This window comes from Nitrospirillum guanabarense (assembly GCF_034653355.1).
GTDB lineage: Bacteria > Pseudomonadota > Alphaproteobacteria > Azospirillales > Azospirillaceae > Nitrospirillum.
In genome coordinates this window covers 2,015,766-2,036,384 of sequence record NZ_JAYEER010000004.1, presented here as the reverse complement: position 1 = coordinate 2,036,384, position 20,619 = coordinate 2,015,766, and the positions used below count along the sequence as shown (strand labels likewise).

17 protein-coding genes and 1 pseudogene are annotated in these 20,619 nt (G+C 66.0%); 8 read left to right on the top strand and 10 right to left on the bottom strand.

Translation table 11 applies throughout. The features are described from left to right. The first annotated feature begins 38 nt into the window (after window positions 1-38). A complete protein-coding gene (locus UAA55_RS27440) occupies window positions 39-3,536 on the top strand; it encodes an indolepyruvate ferredoxin oxidoreductase family protein (protein WP_322956792.1) in 3,498 nt (1,165 codons plus the stop codon). A 233-nt stretch (window positions 3,537-3,769) separates the two neighbouring features. Further along, window positions 3,770-5,002, top strand: a complete 1,233-nt coding sequence (locus UAA55_RS27435; RefSeq protein ID WP_322956791.1) for a threonine ammonia-lyase — start codon at window positions 3,770-3,772, stop codon at window positions 5,000-5,002. 2 nt (window positions 5,003-5,004) lie between these two features. On the opposite strand, the gene UAA55_RS27430 is transcribed toward UAA55_RS27435, so the two are convergent. The 6 genes and pseudogenes from UAA55_RS27430 to UAA55_RS27405 form a co-directional block, all read right to left on the bottom strand. Beyond that, a complete protein-coding gene (locus tag UAA55_RS27430) occupies window positions 5,005-6,021 on the bottom strand; it encodes a ParA family protein (protein WP_322956789.1) in 1,017 nt (338 codons plus the stop codon). Next, window positions 6,018-6,866 carry an ATP-binding protein gene (locus UAA55_RS27425; protein WP_322956788.1) on the bottom strand — a complete coding sequence of 283 codons (849 nt, stop codon included), beginning with the start codon at window positions 6,864-6,866 and terminating at the stop codon, window positions 6,018-6,020. The genes UAA55_RS27430 and UAA55_RS27425 overlap by 4 nt, the downstream gene beginning before the upstream one ends. Before the next feature lie 71 nt (window positions 6,867-6,937). After that, on the bottom strand, window positions 6,938-7,210 hold the full coding sequence (locus UAA55_RS27420) for an AlbA family DNA-binding domain-containing protein (RefSeq protein ID WP_322956787.1): 273 nt from the start codon (window positions 7,208-7,210) through the stop codon (window positions 6,938-6,940). A gap of 84 nt (window positions 7,211-7,294) precedes the next feature. Further along, the gene (folB, locus tag UAA55_RS27415) at window positions 7,295-7,738 is read right to left on the bottom strand and encodes a dihydroneopterin aldolase (RefSeq protein ID WP_322956786.1); all 444 of its coding nucleotides are present in this window, start codon (window positions 7,736-7,738) and stop codon (window positions 7,295-7,297) included. A 42-nt stretch (window positions 7,739-7,780) separates the two neighbouring features. Continuing rightward, window positions 7,781-8,818 carry a site-specific DNA-methyltransferase gene (locus UAA55_RS27410; RefSeq protein WP_246130165.1) on the bottom strand — a complete coding sequence of 346 codons (1,038 nt, stop codon included), beginning with the start codon at window positions 8,816-8,818 and terminating at the stop codon, window positions 7,781-7,783. A gap of 197 nt (window positions 8,819-9,015) precedes the next feature. Beyond that, window positions 9,016-9,668: pseudogene (locus UAA55_RS27405) on the bottom strand (ribonuclease HII). Between the two features lie 238 nt (window positions 9,669-9,906). Here UAA55_RS27405 and hemN point away from each other — a divergent pair. From hemN to UAA55_RS27375, 6 genes are all read left to right on the top strand, one after another. Then, entirely contained in the window at window positions 9,907-11,313 is a 1,407-nt protein-coding gene (gene hemN / locus UAA55_RS27400) for an oxygen-independent coproporphyrinogen III oxidase (protein WP_322956785.1), read from the top strand. Between the two features lie 624 nt (window positions 11,314-11,937). Next, window positions 11,938-12,600 (top strand): energy transducer TonB, encoded by a 663-nt coding sequence (locus UAA55_RS27395; protein WP_322956783.1) that lies wholly within the window; start codon window positions 11,938-11,940, stop codon window positions 12,598-12,600. 81 nt (window positions 12,601-12,681) lie between these two features. Next, complete coding sequence (locus UAA55_RS27390) at window positions 12,682-13,602, top strand: MotA/TolQ/ExbB proton channel family protein (RefSeq protein ID WP_322956782.1); 921 nt, start codon at window positions 12,682-12,684, stop codon at window positions 13,600-13,602. Window positions 13,603-13,604: 2 nt separating this feature from the next. Continuing rightward, window positions 13,605-14,054, top strand: coding sequence for an ExbD/TolR family protein (locus UAA55_RS27385; protein ID WP_004271983.1), 450 nt, complete (start codon window positions 13,605-13,607; stop codon window positions 14,052-14,054). A gap of 25 nt (window positions 14,055-14,079) precedes the next feature. Beyond that, window positions 14,080-14,502 (top strand): ExbD/TolR family protein, encoded by a 423-nt coding sequence (locus UAA55_RS27380; protein ID WP_322956780.1) that lies wholly within the window; start codon window positions 14,080-14,082, stop codon window positions 14,500-14,502. 207 nt (window positions 14,503-14,709) lie between these two features. After that, window positions 14,710-15,957, top strand: a complete 1,248-nt coding sequence (locus UAA55_RS27375) for a hypothetical protein (RefSeq protein ID WP_322956778.1) — start codon at window positions 14,710-14,712, stop codon at window positions 15,955-15,957. Window positions 15,958-16,038: 81 nt separating this feature from the next. Here the strand turns inward: UAA55_RS27375 and UAA55_RS27370 are convergent, their stop codons facing one another. From UAA55_RS27370 to UAA55_RS27355, 4 genes are all read right to left on the bottom strand, one after another. Further along, entirely contained in the window at window positions 16,039-17,142 is a 1,104-nt protein-coding gene (locus tag UAA55_RS27370; RefSeq protein WP_322956777.1) for a PA0069 family radical SAM protein, read from the bottom strand. 146 nt (window positions 17,143-17,288) lie between these two features. Next, window positions 17,289-18,545, bottom strand: a complete 1,257-nt coding sequence (locus UAA55_RS27365) for an acyl-CoA desaturase (protein ID WP_322956776.1) — start codon at window positions 18,543-18,545, stop codon at window positions 17,289-17,291. Window positions 18,546-18,734: 189 nt separating this feature from the next. Beyond that, entirely contained in the window at window positions 18,735-19,484 is a 750-nt protein-coding gene (gene ftsE, locus UAA55_RS27360) for a cell division ATP-binding protein FtsE (protein WP_322956775.1), read from the bottom strand. Between the two features lie 86 nt (window positions 19,485-19,570). After that, window positions 19,571-20,401 (bottom strand): hypothetical protein, encoded by an 831-nt coding sequence (locus UAA55_RS27355; protein ID WP_100085373.1) that lies wholly within the window; start codon window positions 20,399-20,401, stop codon window positions 19,571-19,573. Window positions 20,402-20,619: the final 218 nt, after the last annotated feature.

The window sequence follows — 20,619 nt, the reverse complement described above, 5'->3', positions numbered from 1 at the left end:
AGGAAGGGGACCAGTTTCACCCGAGTGGGAGATGCGTTATGACGCTGGCCGCCGTTACCCTTGATGACAAGTACGTCCTGCGGGACGGCCGGGTCTATATGACCGGGACCCAGGCGCTGGTGCGCCTGCCCATGCTGATGCGCGACCGCGACCGCGCGGCGGGCCTGAACACCGCCGGCTTCATCTCGGGCTATCGCGGCTCCCCCCTCGGCGCCTACGACCAGGCGCTGTGGCAGGCGCGCAAGCACCTGGCCCGCCACGACATCCATTTCCAGCCTGGCGTGAACGAGGAACTGGGCGCCACCGCCGTCTGGGGCAGCCAGCAGGTCAACCTGTTCAAGGGCGCCAAGGTCGATGGCGTGTTCGGCATCTGGTACGGCAAGGGCCCCGGCGTCGACCGTTCGCTGGACGCGCTGAAGCACGCCAACTTCGCGGGCACCAGCCGCCATGGCGGCGTGCTGGCCATCGCCGGCGACGACCACGCCTCCAAATCCTCCACCCTGCCGCATCAGTCGGACCACGCCTTCATCCACGCCTTCATGCCGGTGATGAGCCCGGCCGGCGTGCAGGAGTTCCTGGACTACGGCCTGATCGGCTGGGAAATGTCGCGCTATTCCGGCTGCTGGGTCGGGTTCACCGCCCTGGCCGACACCATCGACACCTCCGCCATCGTGCGGGTGCCCGATATCACCAGCGGCGTGGTCCTGCCGGCCGATTTCGAGATGCCGCCCGGCCGCCTGAACATCCGCCTGCACGACACGCCGCTGATCCAGGAAGACCGCATGATCCAGTGGAAGCTGGACGCGGCGCGCGCCTTCGCCCGGGCCAACCGCCTGGACAAGGTCATCCTGGGCGCCGCCAAGCCGCGCCTGGGCATCGTCACCGTGGGCAAGTCCTATCTGGATGTGCGCCAGGCCCTGGATGAGCTGGGCATCACCGCCGAGATGGCGGCCGACTTGGGCATCGCCATCTTCAAGGTGGCCATGACCTGGCCGTTGGAACCCCACGGCATCCGCGACTTCGCCGAAAGCGCTGAAGAGCTGCTGGTGGTGGAGGAGAAGCGCGCCCTGATCGAGGCGCAGCTGAAGGAGCAGCTGTACAACTGGGACCGCCGCCCCCGCATCCTGGGCAAGACGGATGAGGACGGCCGGCCGCTGCTGTCGGAAAAGGCGGAGCTATCGCCCACCACCATCGCCCTGGCGCTCGCCGGCCGCATGGCCAAGCTGGGCCTGATGGTCGACCGGGTGGCTGAGCGGGTGCAGGCCCTGGAGGCGCAGCTGCGCCCCTCCGCCTCCGCCAGCACAGTGGTCCGCGCACCCTTCTACTGCTCCGGCTGCCCGCACAACACCTCCACCCACCTGCCCGAGGGCAGTCGCGGCCTGGCCGGCATCGGCTGCCACTACATGGTGACGTGGATGGGCCGCAACACCGACGTCTTCAGCCAGATGGGCGGCGAGGGTGTCCACTGGATCGGCCAAGCCCCCTTCGCCGGGGAGGAGCATGTCTTCGCCAACCTGGGCGACGGCACCTATTTCCATTCCGGCATCCTGGCGGTGCGCGCCTCCGTCGCCGCCAAGGTCAACATCACATACAAGATCCTCTACAACGATGCCGTCGCCATGACCGGCGGCCAGAAGGTGGACGGCAGCCTGTCCGTGCACCAGATCGCCCGCCAGCTGGAGGCCGAGGGTGTGGAGCGCATCGTCGTGGTCAGCGACGATCCGGAAAAGTACGGCCTGGGCCAGGGCCTGCCGCCCTTCACCACCATCGAGCACCGCGACGACCTGGACCGGGTGCAGCGCGAGATGCGCGAGATCAAGGGCGTCAGCGTCCTGATCTATGAACAGACCTGCGCCGCCGAGAAGCGCCGCCGCCGCAAGCGTGGCACCTTCCCAGACCCGGCCCGCCGCGTGGTGGTGAACGAGCTGGTGTGCGAGGGCTGCGGCGATTGCTCCACCAAGTCTTCCTGCCTGTCCGTGGTGCCGGTGGAGACGGAGTTCGGCCGCAAGCGCCAGATCGACCAGTCCAGCTGCAACAAGGACTTCTCCTGCCTGAAGGGCTTCTGCCCCAGTTTCGTGACCGTCGAGGGCGGGGCCTTGCGCAAGCCCAAGCCCGTGGGGGGCCCAGTGGGGGGCAAGGCTGATGGCCTGGAAGCGCTGCCGGAGCCGGTGCGCCGCACCCTGGACCGTCCCTGGAACATCCTGGTGACGGGCGTGGGCGGCACCGGCGTGGTTACCATCGGCGCCATCGTCGCCATGGCGTCCCACCTGGAAAGCCGGGGCTGCACCGTGCTTGACATGGCCGGCCTGGCGCAGAAGGGCGGAGCGGTCACCAGCCACCTGCGCATCGCCGAACGGCCGGAGGACATCCACGCCACCCGCATCGCCGCCGGCGGCGCCGACGTGGTGCTGGGCTGCGACATCGTGGTGGCGGCCAACGCCGACGCCCTGACCAAGATGGCCAAGGGCCGTACCCACGCCATCCTGAACACCCATGAAGCCATCACCGCCGCCTTCGTCACCAACCCCGACTTCCAGATGAACGGCGGGTCCATGGTGGCGACGGTGGCCAAGGCTTGCGGCGCGGACGCCGTCAACGCCGTGGACGCCACCCGCATCGCCACCGGCCTGCTGGGCGACAGCATCGCCACCAACCTGTTCATGCTGGGCTACGCCTATCAGAAGGGCCTGGTGCCGGTCAGCGCCGAGGCGCTGGAGAAGGCCATCGAGATGAACGGGGCGGCGGTGAAGATGAACACCGACGCCTTCCGCTGGGGCCGCCGCGCCGCCCTGGACCAGGCGGCGGTCGAGAAGATCGCCACGCCCAAGGGTCCGGCGGCCGACCAGCCCCACCGCCGCCTGTCGCAGACGCTGGAGGAGGTCATCGAGCGTCGCGCCGCCTTCCTGACCGATTATCAGGACGCGGCGTACGCCGACGCCTACCGCCAGCTGGTGGCCCAGGTGCGGTCGGTGGAGACGGCCAAGGTGCCGGGCGCCGACCAGCTGACCGAGGCCGTGGCCCGCACGCTGTTCAAGCTGATGGCCTACAAGGACGAGTACGAGGTGGCGCGCCTCTACACCCAGACCGGCTTCCTGGACCAGGTGCGCCAGCAGTTCCAGGGCGATTACAAGCTGGTCTTCCATCTGGCGCCGCCCACCGCGTCCCACGCCGACCCGGCCACGGGCGAGATGCGCAAGCGGGCCTTCGGCCCCTGGATGCTGACGGCCTTCCGCCTGCTGGCGGCTTGCAAGGGCCTGCGCGGCACCGCGCTGGACATCTTCGGCCGCACCGCCGAGCGCCGCATGGAACGCCAGCTGATCGTCGACTTCCGCGCCACGGTGGCGGAGCTGCTGGCCGGCCTGACCGAGGACAACCACGCGCTGGCGGTGGAGATCGCGGAGCTGGCGCAGAAGATCCGCGGCTACGGCCACGTCAAGGAGAAGGCCTACGCCGAGGTGAAGGCCAAGGAAGCGGCCTTGTTGCGCGACTGGCGCACCGGCACGCCGGGCCAGTCCACACCCTTGGCGGCGGAGTAAGGATCAAGCGAAGCGGCATGAGGCCAAAGCCACATGCCGCTGTAGGACGCCAGCGCGTCCGCCGGACCTTTCCGGGAAGCGAAGTGGACCGGAAAGGGAGGATAAGCCAAGGGGCGGATGCCCCGCCGGCGTTTGAGGTTGGCAACGGACCCGCGACAAATCCCCTGTCGCGGGCCGCTGCTTGAGGTCTATGGTTGGCGCCCTCAAGGATGCCGTTCTCAAGGACAGATTTCATGGACAGCAACACGGGCGTGGACAAGGTCACCCTGGAGGATGTGCGGGCGGCGGCCCTGGCGCTCAGCGGACAGGTGATCGACACGCCCTGCATCCCGTCGCGCACCCTGTCGCGCATCGCCGGCTGCGAAATCTGGGTGAAGTTCGAGAATTTGCAGTTCACCGCCAGCTTCAAGGAACGCGGCGCCCTGAACCGCCTGCTGTCCCTGACGGAGGAGGAGCGCCGGCGCGGTGTCATCGCCATGTCCGCGGGCAACCACGCCCAGGGGGTGGCCTACCACGCCGGCCGGCTGGGCATCCCCGCCACCATCGTGATGCCCGAGGGCACCCCCTTCATCAAGGTGGAGCATACGGAGAACTTCGGCGCCAAGGTGGTGCTGAAGGGCGCCGTTCTGGCGGAAGCGGCGGCGGAGGCCGAACGCTTGCAGCGGGAACACGGCTACGTCTTCGTCCACCCGTATGACGACCCGCTGGTCATCGCTGGCCAGGGCACGGTGGCGCTGGAGATGCTGAACGCCGCCCCCGACCTGGACGTGCTGCTGGTGCCCGTGGGCGGCGGCGGCCTCATCTCCGGCATGGCCATCGCCGCCAAGGCGCGCAAGCCCGATATCGAGGTCATCGGGGTGGAGGTCACGGCCTACCCGCCCATGTACCAGGCGCTGCACAACCTGCCGGTCAGCGTGGGCGGCGACACCATCGCCGAGGGCATCGCCGTCAAGAACGTGGGCGCCACCACGCTGGAGATCGTGCGCCAGAAGGTCGACGACATCATCCTGGTGGAGGATTGGGAGGTGGAGCGGGCCGTGGCCCTGTTCCTGAACATCGAGAAGACGGTGTCGGAGGGGGCCGGCGCCGCCGGCCTGGCCGCCGCCCTGAAGCATCCGGAGCGCTTCGCCGGGCGCAAGGTGGGCCTGGTGCTGTCCGGCGGCAACATCGACAGCCGCGTGCTGGCCAGCGTCATCCTGCGCCAGCTGGTGCGTGAGGGCCGCATCGTCACCCTGCGCGTGGTCATCCCCGATCGGCCGGGTGCCCTGGGCCGCATCACCACCCTGATCGGCGAGGCCGGCGGCAACATCATCGAGGCCGTGCACCAGCGCCTGTTCAGCACCGCCAACGTCAAGGCCACCGACATCGACATCACGGTGGAATGCCGCTCCGCCAACCACGCCGGCCGCGTGGTCGAGGCGCTGCGCAGCAACGGTTTCCAAGTCAAGGCGCTGGCGGGGGAGTGAGTTTAGGCAAGGAGATCCGCTAGTGGATCCCACACCTTAATGTCGCATCGTTCCGCGATCTTTTCCGCCAGGGCCTTGAAGTCCTGATAGCAACCGATTACGGCTGCTTGGTGGCCGCCGATCGCACCGTCAGCTGGCCTCAGGGCAAACATCGGCTTATTAACTTCCTGCGCCATTGCCATAAGCGAGCGGTAGTCCTTCAGGCGTCCCAGACAATATGGATCGACCTCAGAGGTTAAATTCGGATCCGCAAATTCTTCTTGAAGCAAATCTACTCGATATGCACCAGGTACTTTTCGCATCCATCTGTCGAAGGCCTTCACGGCGCGGTCCAACCGCACTGAGTGGCGCATTAGAATATAGCCGGCGGGCTCTATTTTCCCATCGGGCAGCCAGAGTCCCGGGGCATCTAAACGATCTCGCCGACGTAACCAGCCGCTCCTCCATTCCCGTAGCGTAGGGCCTAAGTTGCGCAAGCCCTGAAGTGAGAATAAGTCAGGGCTCAATGGTACAATGACGTAATCGGCTGCAATCAGGGCGGCTCGATTGATAGCGCCTAAGTTTGGGCCAACGTCGATCAATGTCACGCCCGCAGCTGTTTGCTCAGCCGTTTGTTTAATGATTCGGCCAAACGAAGAAACAGTTCTCAAGGCCCCCTCATCACCATCGGCACTATTCATCCAAGCTTGTGATAGCTTGTCTTCAAAGCGAGAGAGGGCTAGGTCGCCGGCAATAAGCCGTATTCGATCACTGATAGGTTCTAGAAACGGACCAGCGATATCGCCTGTATTCCTATAGAGAGGTTTGACCGAACTCCAGATTGTCTGCCGATCATCGCCAGGTGCCCACAATTGCTCCTGGCGCTCCTCAGACAGAAACATCGAGGTGAGATTTGCCTGGGGGTCAAGATCCGCAACGACGACCTTCTGGCCTAATTCTGCGAACATCCAGGCTAGGTGATAGACCAGTGAGGTCTTGCCGACGCCGCCCTTGTTGTTGAAGAAGGCGATGGTGGTCATGCCTTGGGCCTCACGATAGCCAGGATATGGGCTGGCTGCACGATGAACTGCGGCGCCGGATTGCCGTTAGTTTTCAGTGCTTCGCGTGCCCGAGCGATGCCGGAGCCGAAGCGGTGGACAAAACCCATGCTCTTGGCGGCTTCGGCAATCATGGGATTGCGATAATCCGTGGCGCCCGGTTGTCCGAACGTTTCTATGGTGACCATGCCATAAGGCCCGCCAGGGCTCAGGATTTCAATCCGATCATCATACCAGTGCAACCGGACGGGGGCGGCGGTACCTTCATAATTTCGATGGATGAGGGCATTCCGGACCAATTCGCGCAACGCGACAATCGGGTAGTCGGGGCTGGGAGTTGAGCGGGCCGCCGTAGGATCCAATGCCACGGCGATGTGCGCGCCGATGATTTCCTCAATCTGTCGAATTTGGGATGCCAGTGTCCCGCTGACCTCCTTTTGGTCGCGAATTGGATCGGTGAGTTGCATCCCGCTGAAGCGGACAAATTGGATATAAGCTCCCGGCAGCCATTGCCGAGGATCTTTCCCCAATAGCAGTACGGCGCCATTCGTCGGCGTGCCGTTGGGCGTCAGCAGGCGCAGCGCCCGCATCTGGTCGTCCTGTTGCCGGTGATTTTCCTCAAGGACCTCCGGAGCCACCATGGAGGGAAGGATCTCCTCACGGAAGGTCAGCAGATTGAGGTCATCAATGGACGCGCCCAACGCGCCATGCTGATCGAACGGCAGCGCGCCCCAACGGCGCTTTTCGGTCAGGCGCCGCTCCTCCTCGGCGGTGGCGAAGCCTCGTCGCGGGCCAACGCGGATGCAGACGCGGCCATCGAATTTCACGGGAGGGTTGTCCGATGGCTGCACCTCGACTACGGCGACGGTACAGCCGTCCAGAATCCTGCGATCCACGCTCAATTGTGGAAGGGGCTGAATATTTCCATCGGATCGAAAGGCCGAAAGATTTTAAGAATCTCGTCGGTGATGTCCAAGCCGGCGCAACTGCCGTCGTCCTTCTGGCCGATGAAAAGCACGCCAGGCTGACGGCGATCTGCCAAGTCGTTCGCGAACGCGCAAATGGCGCGGCCTATCTTACTCTTGTCGGTTGCGGCACTAGTCCGCTCGACGTTGTCCGCCTCCAGGTCCCGGAATAAAGCCAGCAGGGTCTCAGCGTCGAGCAAAGCCATCTCCACGGGCGCAGCGGAAGCCCAGCATCACCAATGTGCAACCTTACAGCAGTTTGGTGCCCATTTGGCGAAATATGGCCCGCGTCACCCCCGCTGCCGCGTGATCTCGATCCCGGCGGAGGCGGCGTCGGGGAAGACGTCCAGCTTTTCCACCCGCACGGTGACGCTGTGCACCCGGCCATCGGCCAGCAGGCGCTGGGCCACCGTCTCGGCGAAGGTTTCCACCAGGTTCAGATGGCCCTGCGCCGCCAGCTCGCGGACGATGGTGACGCCGTCCTCGTACGACACCACGTCGGCGATGTCGTCGCGGCGCGACCCCAAGCGGTCCAGCACCATCATGTCCAGGTTCACGCGCAGGCGCTGGGCCTTCTGCTTCTCATGCTCATAGATGCCGACGGTGGCCATCACCACCAGGTCGCGCACGAAGATGCGGGCCAGCGGCGGGGGATTGGTGACAGCCGGGGAGGCGGACTGCACGGGTACGGCCTTGGCCGCACCGCCGGTCACTTGGGCGAAGAGCTTGTTCATAGGGCTCGTCTACCACCCCGGCCGGGTGGCGGGAAGGGCCGCTCAGTGCATCTCGGCGATGACGCGTTGGCGCAGCATGTCGATGGGGGCCAGCTGGCCGCCTTCGACATAGTGCCAGAAGGTCCAGCCGTTGCAGGCCGGCAGGCCCTGCATGGCGGCACCCACCTTGTGGATGGAGCCGTTGTGCTCACCCAGGTGGTTGGCGCCCACCAGGGTCCCGTCGGCCTTGATGCGGGCGCTATGGCGGCGGCGGGTGTCGTACAGGGTGGTGCCCGGCTGCAGCAGGCCGCGCTCCACCAGCCAGCCGAAGGGTACCCGCGGCTGGGCGCGCTTGGATGGCGGCTCCAGCAGCTCGGCCTCTGCCGCGGGTTCCACCGCCGCGATGCGCGACAGGGCCACCTCGGCGTAAGTCTTCTCCCGCTCGATGCCGATCCAGTTGCGGCGCAGGCGCTTGGCCACGGCTCCCGTGGTGCCGGTGCCGAAGAACGGGTCCAGCACGGTGTCGCCCACGCGGGTGGAGCTGGACAGCACGCGGTACAGCAAGGCCTCCGGCTTCTGGGTCGGGTGGGCCTTGTTGCCGTCGGCGTCGCGCAGGCGCTCCGACCCCGTGCACAGGGGGAACAGCCAGTCGCTGCGCATCTGCAGCTCCTCGTTCAGGTTCTTCATCGCCTCATAGGCGAAGAAGTACTTGGCGTCCTGCGACTTGGCCGCCCAGATCATGGTCTCGTGGGCGTTGGTGAAGCGCTTGCCCCGGAAGTTGGGCATGGGGTTGGTCTTGCGCCAGATGATGTCGTTCAGGATCCAGTAGCCCAAGTCCTGCAGGATGGCGCCCACGCGGAAGATGTTGTGGTAGCTGCCGATGACCCACAGGGTACCGTCGTCCTTCAGGGCGTGGCGGGCGGCGGCCAGCCAGTCGCGGGTGAAGCGGTCGTAGGTCGCGAAGTCGGCGAAGCGGTCCCATTCCTCGTCCACGCCGTCGACGCGGGTGTGGTTGGGGCGCATCAGGTCGCCGGACAGCTGCAGGTTATAGGGCGGGTCGGCGAAGACCATGTCGACCGATCCGGCCGGCAGACCCTGCATCAGGGAAACGCAGTCGCCCACAAGTATCCGGTTGGCGGGCGCCGCCTCCCGCACCTTGGACTTGGTCTTGGAGTCAGTACGGGTTTCCGGGGTCTTCAACATGGGGAGTATTCGCCGAATTGGGGGTTGATTTTTGCCGACAATGAGTTGGCCCCGAGTCGCCGTCAATGTAATTTTTTAGGCAAGAGTCAGTAGAGTCAAAGGTTTAGAGCCAACTGTTCTGAAACTGGAGCAAATGTACGGCGGTGAGCGGGCGTGACCCCCAATATCTTGATTGCGTCACGATGTTCGGCCGTGCCGTAACCGGCGTTGCGCTCCCACCCGTAGCCGGGGTGCGACAGGGCGAGATCCGCCATCAGACGGTCGCGGGTGACCTTGGCGATGATCGACGCGGCGGCGATGGACAGGCTCAGCGCGTCGCCGCTGACCAGGGTGGTGATGCGGGGGCAGGGCAGGCCCGCCGGCCGCTGGTTGCCGTCCACCAGGGCAGTCAGGGGGGCGGGCCGCCGTCGGCCGCCAGGGCCTCCACCGCGCGGCGCATGGCCAGGAAGGTGGCCTGCAGGATGTTGACGGTGTCGATCTCCTCCACGCTGCTGACGCCCACACCCACGCGGGCGTGGGCGCGGATGGCGTCGAACAGCGCGTCGCGGGCGGCGGGCGTCAGTTTCTTGCTGTCGTTGACGCCGGCACACCAGGCGGGAATTTCCGCGCACACGGGCAGGATGACGGCGGCGGCCACCACCGGGCCGGCGAGGGGGCCGCGCCCCGCCTCGTCCACGCCGCAAACCAGGTGGTCATGGGCGTGGCCGGCATCTAGCTCCGGCCGCAGGGTGGGGGGTCCCAACTGTATGATAATTTCGGAGGTGGGCTTGCGGGGGCGGGGCATCGGTCACAGCTTAAGCTCGGGCGAAGGCGCCATGATGGCCGACGGCGCCCCTCGCGGGCAAGTCCCGGGCCTCCCGAGCTTCGGGGCTCCAGGAATAAGGACGGCTGGGAATAAGGAGGGGTTGAGGCAGATCATTTTGCCACCGACGCATCGGGCGCAGCATGCGTCCGTCCCGAACACCGTTCCGCCAGGCCCGTCCCCCATGCGCCCCGATCTCGTCGCCAAGTACCGCAACCAGCGCGTCCCCCGGTACACCAGCTACCCGCCCTCGCCGCAGTTCAGCGCGGCGGTCACGGCCGACGACTACCGCCGCTGGCTGGGGCAACTGACGGCGGCCGACACCCTGTCGCTCTACCTGCACGTCCCCTTCTGCCGCAGCATGTGCTGGTACTGCGGCTGTCACACCACCGTGGTGAACCACGAGGCGCCCATCCGCCGCTACCAGGCGGCGTTGGAGGCGGAGATCGACGCCGTGGCGGGCGCGCTGGTCCCCGACTCTACGCTGTCCAGGGGGGGCGGAACGCCGCCCGTCACCCATATTCATTTCGGGGGCGGCACGCCCACCCTGCTGCCCCCCGAGGCCTTCCTGTCGCTGATGGACCGGCTGGCCCGCCGCTTCGGCCGGCCGGCGGCCACGGCGGAGATCGCGGTGGAAATCGACCCCCGCACCCTGACCCCGGCCATGGCGGCGGCCCTGGGCCAGGGCGGTGTCACCCGGGCCAGCCTGGGCGTGCAAAGCTTTGACGACCGGGTGCAGCGGGCCATCAACCGGGTCCAGCCCTACGCCGCGACGGCGGAGGCGGTGGCCCGCCTGCGCCAGGCCGGCATCGGCGGCATCAACCTGGACCTGATCTATGGCCTGCCCCACCAGACGGTGGACAGCTGTGTCCAATCCGTGACCCAGGCCCTGGATCTGGCGCCGGACCGGCTCAGCGTCTTCGGCTACGCCCACATGCCGTCGCTGAAGGCCCACCAGGGCCGGATCGAGACCGCCGCCTTGCCCGACGCCCCCCAGCGGACCGAGCAGGCGGCCGCCATGGCCGAGACGCTGGAGGCGGCGGGTTACGTGGCCATCGGCCTGGACCATTACGCCCGCAAGGACGATGTGATGGCGACGGCCTATGCCGCCGGCCGGCTGAAACGCAATTTCCAGGGCTATACCGTGGACACGGCGACGGCGCTGCTGGGCTTCGGCGCCTCCGCCATCGGGCGCACGCGCGGCGGCTACATCCAGAACCGGGTGGAGCTGCCCGCCTACCTGAAGGCGTGGGAAGAGGGCGGCGAGGGGGAGGTCCAGGCCTGGGCGGTGGCCAAGGGCTTGGCCCTCAGCGATGACGACAGGCTGCGCGCCGACATCATCGAACAGTTGATGTGCCGCTTCTCGGTGGACTTGAGCGATACCTGCCGCCGCCACGGTGGTTCTTTGGAAGAGATCCTGACCCCCGCGACCCGCCGCGCCTTGGCCGCGCTTGCCGACGATGGTATGATAACCTGTGATAAAACTAGGGTCGAGGTAAGGGAGGAGGCTCGACCCCTGGTTCGCAGCGTCGCGGTTCTATTCGATGCCTACTTCGATCCGGAATCGGGACGGCACAGCTATGCCGTGTAGATTTTTTTCAGAATTTTTCAAGATGGGGCGGATCGCCGCGTCCGCGAAACCCATGGTGTTCCCGGCCTGCTTTCACAATGTGCCTTAGAAGACTGAAAAGAAACAGTCCCACAGGTTAACGGAGGAGAGTCCCCAAGCCCCTGCTGCAATGCAGCAAAATGGCGATCGTGCCCCGCGAAAGTTGCATGAAATTACGAAGGCCGGCTGGTTTAAGACAGGCAGTGACCGAGAGAGTCATTTCCTGCATACCTGCCGCTTGCGTGCGTCTTAGAAATCGGGCATACGAAAACCCAACAAGGCTCGACTGTGAAGGTCGACAACGATCGCAAGCGGTGTTCAGGTTCGTGAAAAGCGGACCGCGGTGCTTGGGGCTGGTGTTTGTCAGGTTATGAAATAACCGGATGTGCGCCACGGGTGCCGGATACTGCTTCGCAAATGAATTGGAGGCAGATGTGGGAAGGTCGGTGTTGGTCGACCCCAGGATTGCGTTTCGATGTCCAGGCGGGCCTCAGGTTCCGGGCATCACGGATTCCCCCCGTTCTGCCTCCCGTGAATCACTTCCGCTCGGATGCGCCGCGGCGTTTTCCGATGCGGTGTCTTCCTTCGTGATGTGACCGCAGGAAAATGCCTTACACCGCAAAACAATCGTCAAGCAGCCGGTTGATCGGGCTGGTCGCCACAGTCCTCATTCAGGCCGGCATCGTCTACGCTCTCGTCACCGGCCTTGCGAACAAGGTCGTCGAGGTGGTCAAGGGTCCTGTGGAGACCAAGATCATCGAAGAGATCAAGGACGAGACCCCGCCGCCGCCGCCGCCGCCGCCGCCGCCGCCCCAGACCGTGCAGCCGCCGCCGTTCGTGCCGCCGGTCGAGGTCAACATCGAGACCCCGCCGCCGCCCGTGGTGGCTTCGGTGTCGACGACCAAGCCGCCGGTGGTGATTCCGCCGACCGCGCCGACCGCGCCCACCGCTCCGCCGGCCCCGGCCTCCGTTCCGGTCAAGGTGGACCCGAACAGCTTCAGCCGCTATCAGCCGGAATATCCGTCCGCGTCTTCGCGCCTGGGTGAAGAAGGCCGCGTCGTGTTCGTCGTCTACTGCGACGCCAGCGGCAAGGTCTCCGACGCCAAGATCGTGGAATCCAGCACGCATGACCGCCTGGACGAGGCGGTGATCAAGCAGGCCCAGCGCGGCGTGTGGAAGTGCTCGGCTGAGCAGCAGGAAGGCAAGGCTGTCGGGACCTGGTCCTCGACCAAGATCGCCTACCGCTTCCAGCTCAAGGACGCGCGTTAACAGTTCAAGAAAACCGGGGCCTCTTAGACGCGGATGCGCAAGGGTTCCTCATCCCATCAACCCAAATGTGTTGGAATTGTCATGAGCATTAGGGAGCGTTTCAAGCTGACCGCCGGTTCCATGGTGCGTTTCGCCATGGTTGCCCTGGTCGTCGGTACCTTCACCTCGGTCGCGGTCGCCCAGACCACGACCCCGTCCACCGACAGCTCGGCCCCGGCCGCCGCCGCTCCGGCCGCTGACCAGGCCGCTCCGGCCGCCGCGCCCGCCGACGCCGCCGCCAGCGACGTCGCCGCCCCGGCCGCCGCCACCGCGACCGTCGAGAACCCCTACGGCCTGAACGCCCTGTGGAACGGCGGTGACTTCGTGTCCCGCGGCGTTCTGATGATCATGGTCATCATGATGACCGGCACGTGGTACATCATCGTCACCAAGCTGATCGAGCAGACCCTGCTGCTGCGCTCCGCCGCCCAGGCCGACAAGTCCTTCTGGACCGCCCCGTCCCTGGCCGACGGCGCCGCCAAGCTGAACAAGAACAGCGTGTTCCGCATGCTGGTCGAGGACGGTCTGCGCGCCACCGAGCACCACGAAGGCACCCTGGTCGACCAGATCGACCTGCACACCTGGGTGACCATGCAGCTGCAGCGCTCGGTCGACAGCATCAGCAACCGCATGAAGTCCGGCCTGGCCTTCCTGGCCACCGTGGGTTCGACCGGTCCGTTCGTCGGTCTGTTCGGTACGGTGTGGGGCATCTATCACGCCCTGACCAACATCGGCATCGCCGGTCAGGCCTCGATCGACAAGGTCGCCGGCCCCGTCGGTGAGGCCCTGATCATGACCGCCATCGGTCTGGCCGTCGCCGTGCCCGCCGTGCTGGGTTACAACTGGCTGCTGAGCCGCAACAAGACCGCCATGGACCGCGTCCGCAACTTCTCCGCCGACCTGCACGCCCTGCTGGTCAGCGGTGGTCGTCTCGGCGCCGGCAAGTCCGCTCGGAGCGCGTAAACATGGGGATGAACGTCGGTTCTGCCGGCGATGGTGATGATGATGGCGAGGTCGTATCCGCGATCAATACGACCCCCCTCGTCGACATCATGCTGGTGCTGCTGATCATCTTCCTGATTACGGTCCCCGTCGTCACCCACACGGTGAACGTGGACCTGCCGAAGGAACGTAATCAGCCTACCAAGACGAAGCCGGAAAACATCGTCATCGCGGTTAATCGGGACGGCGACATCTTCTGGAACGAGTCCAAGGTGCCGGACTACAGCGCGCTGCTTGAGAAGCTCAAGGTGCGCGCCGTGGAACAGCCCCAGCCGGAAGTCCACATCCGTGGCGACAAGAACGCGCGCTACGAATATGTGGGCCGGGTGGTGGTCGCGGCCCAGCGGGCCGGCATCGTGAAGATCGGTTTCATCACCGAGCCGCCGGCGGGCGCGATCCCGGTCGCGCACTGACGGTTCCGCCGAAGGAGTTTAAGCCATGGGTATGAACGTTGGCGGAGGCGGTGAAGACGAAGCCATGATGGACATCAACACCACGCCGCTTATCGACGTGATGTTGGTTCTGATCATCATGCTGATCATCACCATTCCGATCCAAACCCATGCGGTGAAGTTGGACATGCCGTCGGCGACCCCGCCGTCGACCAATACGACGCCGCCTGAGGTGATCAACATCATGGTGGATTTCGACAACACGATTCAGTGGAACGGAACCACCGTTGATCGCCATGACCTTGAGCTGCGTCTGAAGGACGCCGCGCTCAAGAACCCGCAGCCCGAGGTTCATCTTTGGCCGAACAAGCTGGCCAAATATAACACCGTGGCGATGGTCATGGCCTCGGCCCAGCGTCTGGGCGTGACCAAGCTGGGTCTGGTGGGTGCGGAACAGTTCATGGACTAAGTCCGTGTCTGCGGCGGCCTCGTTACCCGAGCTGGTCTTGGGATGCGGGGTCGCCGTAACCGTTTCTGGGGGCTCGTGATCTTTTGGGGGCGCGAGCCCTGACCGGGATGCCTGTCCCGATTTCACCCCAATTGCCAATTTAGATTTCCCGATATGAGGGGCCGCTCGTCGGTCCAGCCCTTCAACAAAGCAGGTAAAGTCCTCGGAATGATCGCCAAGCACTTCCTTCGTGCCGCACTGCTCGCCTCGGCGCTCACCATGGGCGGCGCCGTTGTCATCAGCGCCACCACGCCGGCCCAGGCCGCCGACGCCAAGAAGTTCAGCCCGGAAGTCGGCAAGCCGCTGCAGGAAGCCCAGAACGCGCTGAAGGCGGGCAAGTTCAAGGAAGCCTTGGACAAGATCGACGAGGCTGAGAAGAACAGCAAGACGAAGTCGGCTTTCGAGACCTGCACCTTCGAGACGCTGCGCGCTTCCGCTTACAGCGGCCAGAAGGACATGGGCAACTTCGCCAAGTCGCTGGAAGCGACCCTGACCAGCTGCCAGCTGGCGGACGCCGACAAGGTGAACCGTGACAAGTTGATTGCCGAGGCCTACTTCAGCGTGAAGAACTACGCGAAGTTCTCCGCCGCTTCCGACCGCTACTACAAGGACGGCGGTACCGAGAACCGTCTGAAGGAACTGGCCATCCAGATTTACCTGGATCAAAAGGACTACGCCAACGCCTCCAAGGCCGCGCGCGCCATGATCCAGGCCCAGGGCGGCAAGCCGTCCAAGACGCTGCTGCAGACCGTCGCCAGCGCCGAATACAGCATGGATCACAAGCCCGCCTTCGTTGAGGCGATGGAACGGCTGCTGATCAACTACCCGGATCAGGAAAGCTGGGAAAGCGTCATCCGCGGCGTGCAGAAGCTGCCGGGCTTCAATTCCAACCGCCTGCAGATCGATGTGCTGCGCCTGCAGATCGGTGCCGGTTTGGTGAAGGATCCGGGCCCGTACCTGGAATTCGCGCAGCTGGCCATGAGCGATGGCCTGGGCGCCGAAGCCAAGGCGACGATGGACAAAGGCTTCAAGGCCGGCATCCTGGGCAAGGCCCAGGGCGACCGCGAGAAGCGCCTGGCCGACATGGCCGGCAAGCAGGTGGACGACGATCAGCGCAAGCTGCCCGACGACGAGAAGGAAGCCGCCGCGCAGCCTGACGGCAAGCAGCTGGTCAAGGTCGGCACGCAATACTTGGCCCTGGGCAACGCCGCCAAGGCCATCGAGGTCATCCAGGCCGGCATCAAGAAGGATCAGTTGAAGTATCCGGAAGAGGCCAAGCTGCGCCTGGTCCAGGCCTATCTGGCCGCCGGCCAGAAGCAGAAGGCCGTGGATACCATGAAGAGCATCAAGGGCACCGACGGCACCGCCGACATCGCCCGTCTGTACCTGATCCAGGCTGGCGTCACCCAGTTCTGATCCGTCCAGCGCCCTGGCGCCGGCGACAAGCCGTAAGCGAAGGCCGGTCCCTCATGGGGCCGGCTTTTGTCATTGGCGCGCTCAGAAGAGCGCCAGTTGGTCCCCCGCTTGGGGAGGGGGCCGGAACAGATCACAGCGCATGCTCCAGCGCCGCTGGTCCAGGCCCAGGCGCTTGACCGCCAGCTTGTAGCGGGCGGCCAGCAGCTGGGCATAGGGGCCGGTGCCGCGCATGCGGGTGCCGAATTCGGCATGGTTACGGCCGCCGTCGCGGCACTGGCGGATCAGGCTCAGCACATGGTCGGCCCGGTCGGGCGCATGCAGGCGCAGCCATTCTTCCATAAGGTCCGCCAATTCGCGCGGCAGGCGCAGCAGGATGTAATGGCCTTGGGTCGCCCCAGCCTCCTTGGCGGCCGCCAGGATGCTCTCCAGTTCGGCGTCGTTGAGCGCCGGGATCATGGGGGAGGCCAGGACGCTGACGGGCACGCCCGCCTGCGACAGCTGGCGTACGGCATCCAGGCGCCGTTGCGGCGTGCCGGCGCGCGGCTCCAGCTTGCGGGCCAGCCCGCGGTCCAGGGTGGTGATGGAGACGGAGACGCGCGCCAGACCGTCCGCCGCCATGGGCGCCAGGATGTCCAGGTCGCGCAGGACCAGGGGCGACTTGGTGATGATGCCCACCGGGTGACGGAAATCGCGCAGCACCTCCAGCACGCCGCGGGTGATGCGCTCCGTCCGCTCGATGGGCTGGTAGGCGTCGGTGTTGGCGCCCAGGGCGATGGGCTGGGGCGTGTAGCCCCTGGCCCGCAGCTCCTTGGCCAGCAGGGCCGGGGCGTCGCGCTTGGCGTAGAGGATGGTCTCGAAGTCCAGGCCCGGCGAATGGCCCAGATAGGCGTGGCTGGGCCGGGCGAAGCAATAGACGCAGCCATGCTCACACCCCCGGTAGGGGTTGATGGAGCGATCGAAATTCACGTCCGGGCTGTCGTTGTAGCTGATGACGCTGCGCGAGGCGTCCAGGCGCACCTGCGTGGCGGCGGCCACCTCCAGATCCGCCTCCTCATCCCAGCCGTCATGGCCCGCCCGGGCCCAGCCGTCGTCGGTGCGCATGCGGGCATGGGCCTCGAACCGGCCCACGCGGTTGGAGATGGTGCCCCGGCCCTTCAGCGGGCGGTCATCCAGGATGTCGACCATGGCGTCCTCCGTTACCCGGAGGGCAGCCTACGCCCGGCAAAACAAGAACACAACATGAACATTTGCGCCGCCAACGCTCCTGCCAGGCAGCAAAAAAGGCCGCCCCAGCAGTTCCGGGGCGGCCTTCCCTTGGGGCAGCGGCCGGCTCAGGCGGCGGCGACGGCCAGACGGGCGCAGACGGCTTCGATGAGCATCTGGCGGGCCCGGTCGACGATATCGTCCATGGAAGAGGTGCGCACGAACATGGCGGCGGCCCGCTCCTTCAATTCCTCTCGCGTCGGCAGGGTGGGCATGCTCGGCATGTGCAGCTCCGGCAGGCTGGGCATGGCGGGCATATGAAGCTCGGGCATGTGCAGCGAGGCCAGCATGGCCTCGGCCTGGGCGCGGGCGTTCTGCAGCTTGTGCTGCAATTCGGCCTTCACGTCGGCCAGCGAAGGGGTGTCGGCCAGGGTGGCCTGTAGGCGGGCGGCGATCTGCTCCACATGGAAGGTGTCGGCCAACTGGCCGGCGGCCTTCTCGATGATGGCCTTGCCCAGGCGCTGCTCGCCCCGCACCACGGCGGCCGGCGGGCGGTGCAGGTCCCAGGTGACGCCCACCCAGGAAAGCGCCTTCAGGATGTAGTAGGTGGTGTCCACCTCCCACCAGCGGAAACCCTGGCAGGCGGCACTCTGGTAGGCATGGTGGTTGTTGTGCCAGCCCTCGCCCATGGTCAGCAGGGCGAACCACCAGTTGTTGCGGCTGTCGTCGCCGGTCAGGTAGCGGCGGCGGCCGTACACATGGGCCAGGGAGTTGATGCAGAAGGTGCCGTGGTAGGTGGCGATGGTGCTCCAGAAGAAGCCCACCACCAGACCCGACCAGCCGGCCGCGAACCACACGGCGACGGCCAGGATGAAGGCGGGCAGGTAATGGAACCGGTCCAGGAAGCGCAACTCGGGGAACTTGGCCAGGTCCGGCACGGCGGCCAGGTCGGTCTTGTCGTGGCGCGCGGTGAAGATCCACCCCATGTGCGCGTACCAGAAGCCGCGCTGCACCGGGGAATGCACGTCCGCGGGGGTGTCGGAATAGCGGTGATGGTGACGGTGCTTGGCCGCCCACCACAGGATGCCGCGCTGGGCTGACGTCTGGGCGATGAAGGCCAGGATGAACTGGAACCAGCGGCTGGTCTTATAGGCACGGTGCGAGAAATAGCGGTGATAGCCGCCGGTGATGCCGAACATACGCAGGCCGTAGAGGCCGACGGCCAGGGCCACGTCCTGCCAGTAGACCCCCGTCCAGATGGCGCCCAGGCAGGCCAGGTGCACCAGGATGAAGGGCACGGCGCCTGTGGCCTGGATATCGTCCATGTAGTGGTCAGCCGGGCTTTCGGCCCGGGGGGCGGTGGTCTCGCGGGCGGGGTTGGTCACCGGGGTGTGCACTCCGTCAGGGGCCGGCGGTGGTGGGGCCGGGCAGGGATGATGTCTATATCGTCTGGATAGCAGGAATTGGCCTTGAAGCCGACTCCGCGTTTGGGCGTTATTCCTCTGACCCCAGGGTAAGGGACAACCCTGAAGGGGAGCTTAACACTGGTGGCGGTGCCGGCGATTTGCGCTGGGTCAAAAGTCCGGCGAAAGGTCGTCTGAGCCGAGGGGCGGCGCCGGGGCCTGGGCCGGGCCAACGGCGTTGCTGGCCGCCCCCTCCATCCACCAGCCGGAATCGGCCAGCTTGCCTTCATACAGCTCCATCACCGGCTTCTGCAGCCGGTCGACCAGCACCATGTCGTGCGTCGCCACCAGGCAGGTGGTGCCCAGTTTGTTCAGCTCGATGAACAGCCGCATGATGCGCAGGCTCATCTCGCGGTCGATGTTGCCCGTGGGCTCGTCCGCGATGATCAGCTTGGGTCGGGTGACGACGGCGCGGGCGATGGCCACCAGCTGCTTCTGCCCGCCCGACAGGCGCAGGGGCCGCTCGTCCAGCTTGGCCTTCAGCCCCACCCAGGACAGGAGTTCCGTCACGCTTTCCTGCACATGGGTCTCATCCTGGCCGGCCAGGCGCAGGGGCAGGGCCACGTTGTCGAACACCGTCAGGTGGTTCATCAGGCGGAAGTCCTGGAACACCACGCCGATTTCCCGTCGGATGGCCGGCAGGGCCTTGCGCGGGGTCTTGGACAGGGGGTGGCCCAGCAGGGTGATCAGGCCGCGCGACGGCCGTTCCGCCAGGTACAGCAGCTTCAGCAGGCTGGATTTGCCGGCGCCGGTGGGGCCGGTCAGGAAATGGAAGGACCCGGGCGCCAGTTCGAAGCTGATGTCGCGCAGCACCTCAGGCCCGGTGCCATAGCGCAGGCCCACATTCTCGAAACGGACCAAGGGCGAGGTATCCTTGAAACGGAAAGGGCCCGGCCCGCCCGCTTACAGGGGTGGGGCCGGGCCCGATCCAGGAAAGGGAGGGGCGCTTACTCGGCCGAGGCCGCCTCGGCGTCCGCGCGCTCGGTGGCGGGGAACAGGCCGGCCTTCTCGAACGCGGTCAGCGTCTCCTGCGCCCAGGCGCGCAGGTCGGTCAGGCCGCTGTGGCCCGTCCACACGTCGATGCCGTAGCGCTTTTCCAGGTCGGCGTCGGTCATCTTCAGCGCATCGCGGACGGAGATGAACTCCTTCTCCAGCAGCTTCCAGATGTCGCTTTCGCAGCGCTTGATGGTGATGAGGCCGACGCCCTGGCTCTGGAAGCTCTTCAGGCGGCGGAAGGACTGGTCGTTCTCATAGGGGCCGAAGCCGCCGGCCACTTCGTTCAGCACCACGAAGCGGCGGCCGAAGGGCAGCCATTCGTTCTTGTCGAACGAGTACTGGATCAGGGCACGGGCGTCCTCGATGGCCTGGGCCTCTGCCTTGGTGGTGACGATCAGGTCGATGGGGTTGCTGTTGCGGCGGCGCAGCAGGGCGCCGGCGTTGCGTGCCTCGGCCCAGGCGAACAGGTCGGCGGCCACGTTGGCGCCCACGTCCACCACATAGCCGCCCTCCAGCAGGGTGCGGCCGAATTCGTCCCAATACTTGATGGCCAGGTTGGGGTCGGTCGAGGTCTTGATGTTGGTCAGCTGCTCGCCGATGCCCAGTTCCTTCACGCCGGCGAACAGGCGGCCGAACTTGGACCGCTGGTTCAGCGTGTCGCTGTCGGCGGCGGCCAGCTTCACGGGCGCGCCCTTCTGCTCGTGCTGCAGGACCAGCATCTGGGCCACCAGCGTCTTGCCCTGGCCGCCGGTCTTGGCCATCGAGATATAGGTTCGCGTCATGGGGTCGTTCTCCTGGTCCCGCATTCTTGGTGCCGGCGTCCCTGGCCGCCCGCGTTCCCATCGCCCCTGGGGCGATGTCCCCTGGGAAGGTTCCCCGGAACGCGTCTGGCCGCGGGGTTGGACGGCATGGAAAAGGCGCGTCCGGCCGGGCCTTGAATCGATACAGGTTTTCACCCCGCGCTTCAACTGCGGGGGCCGCCCTTAACCGAAATCGCACC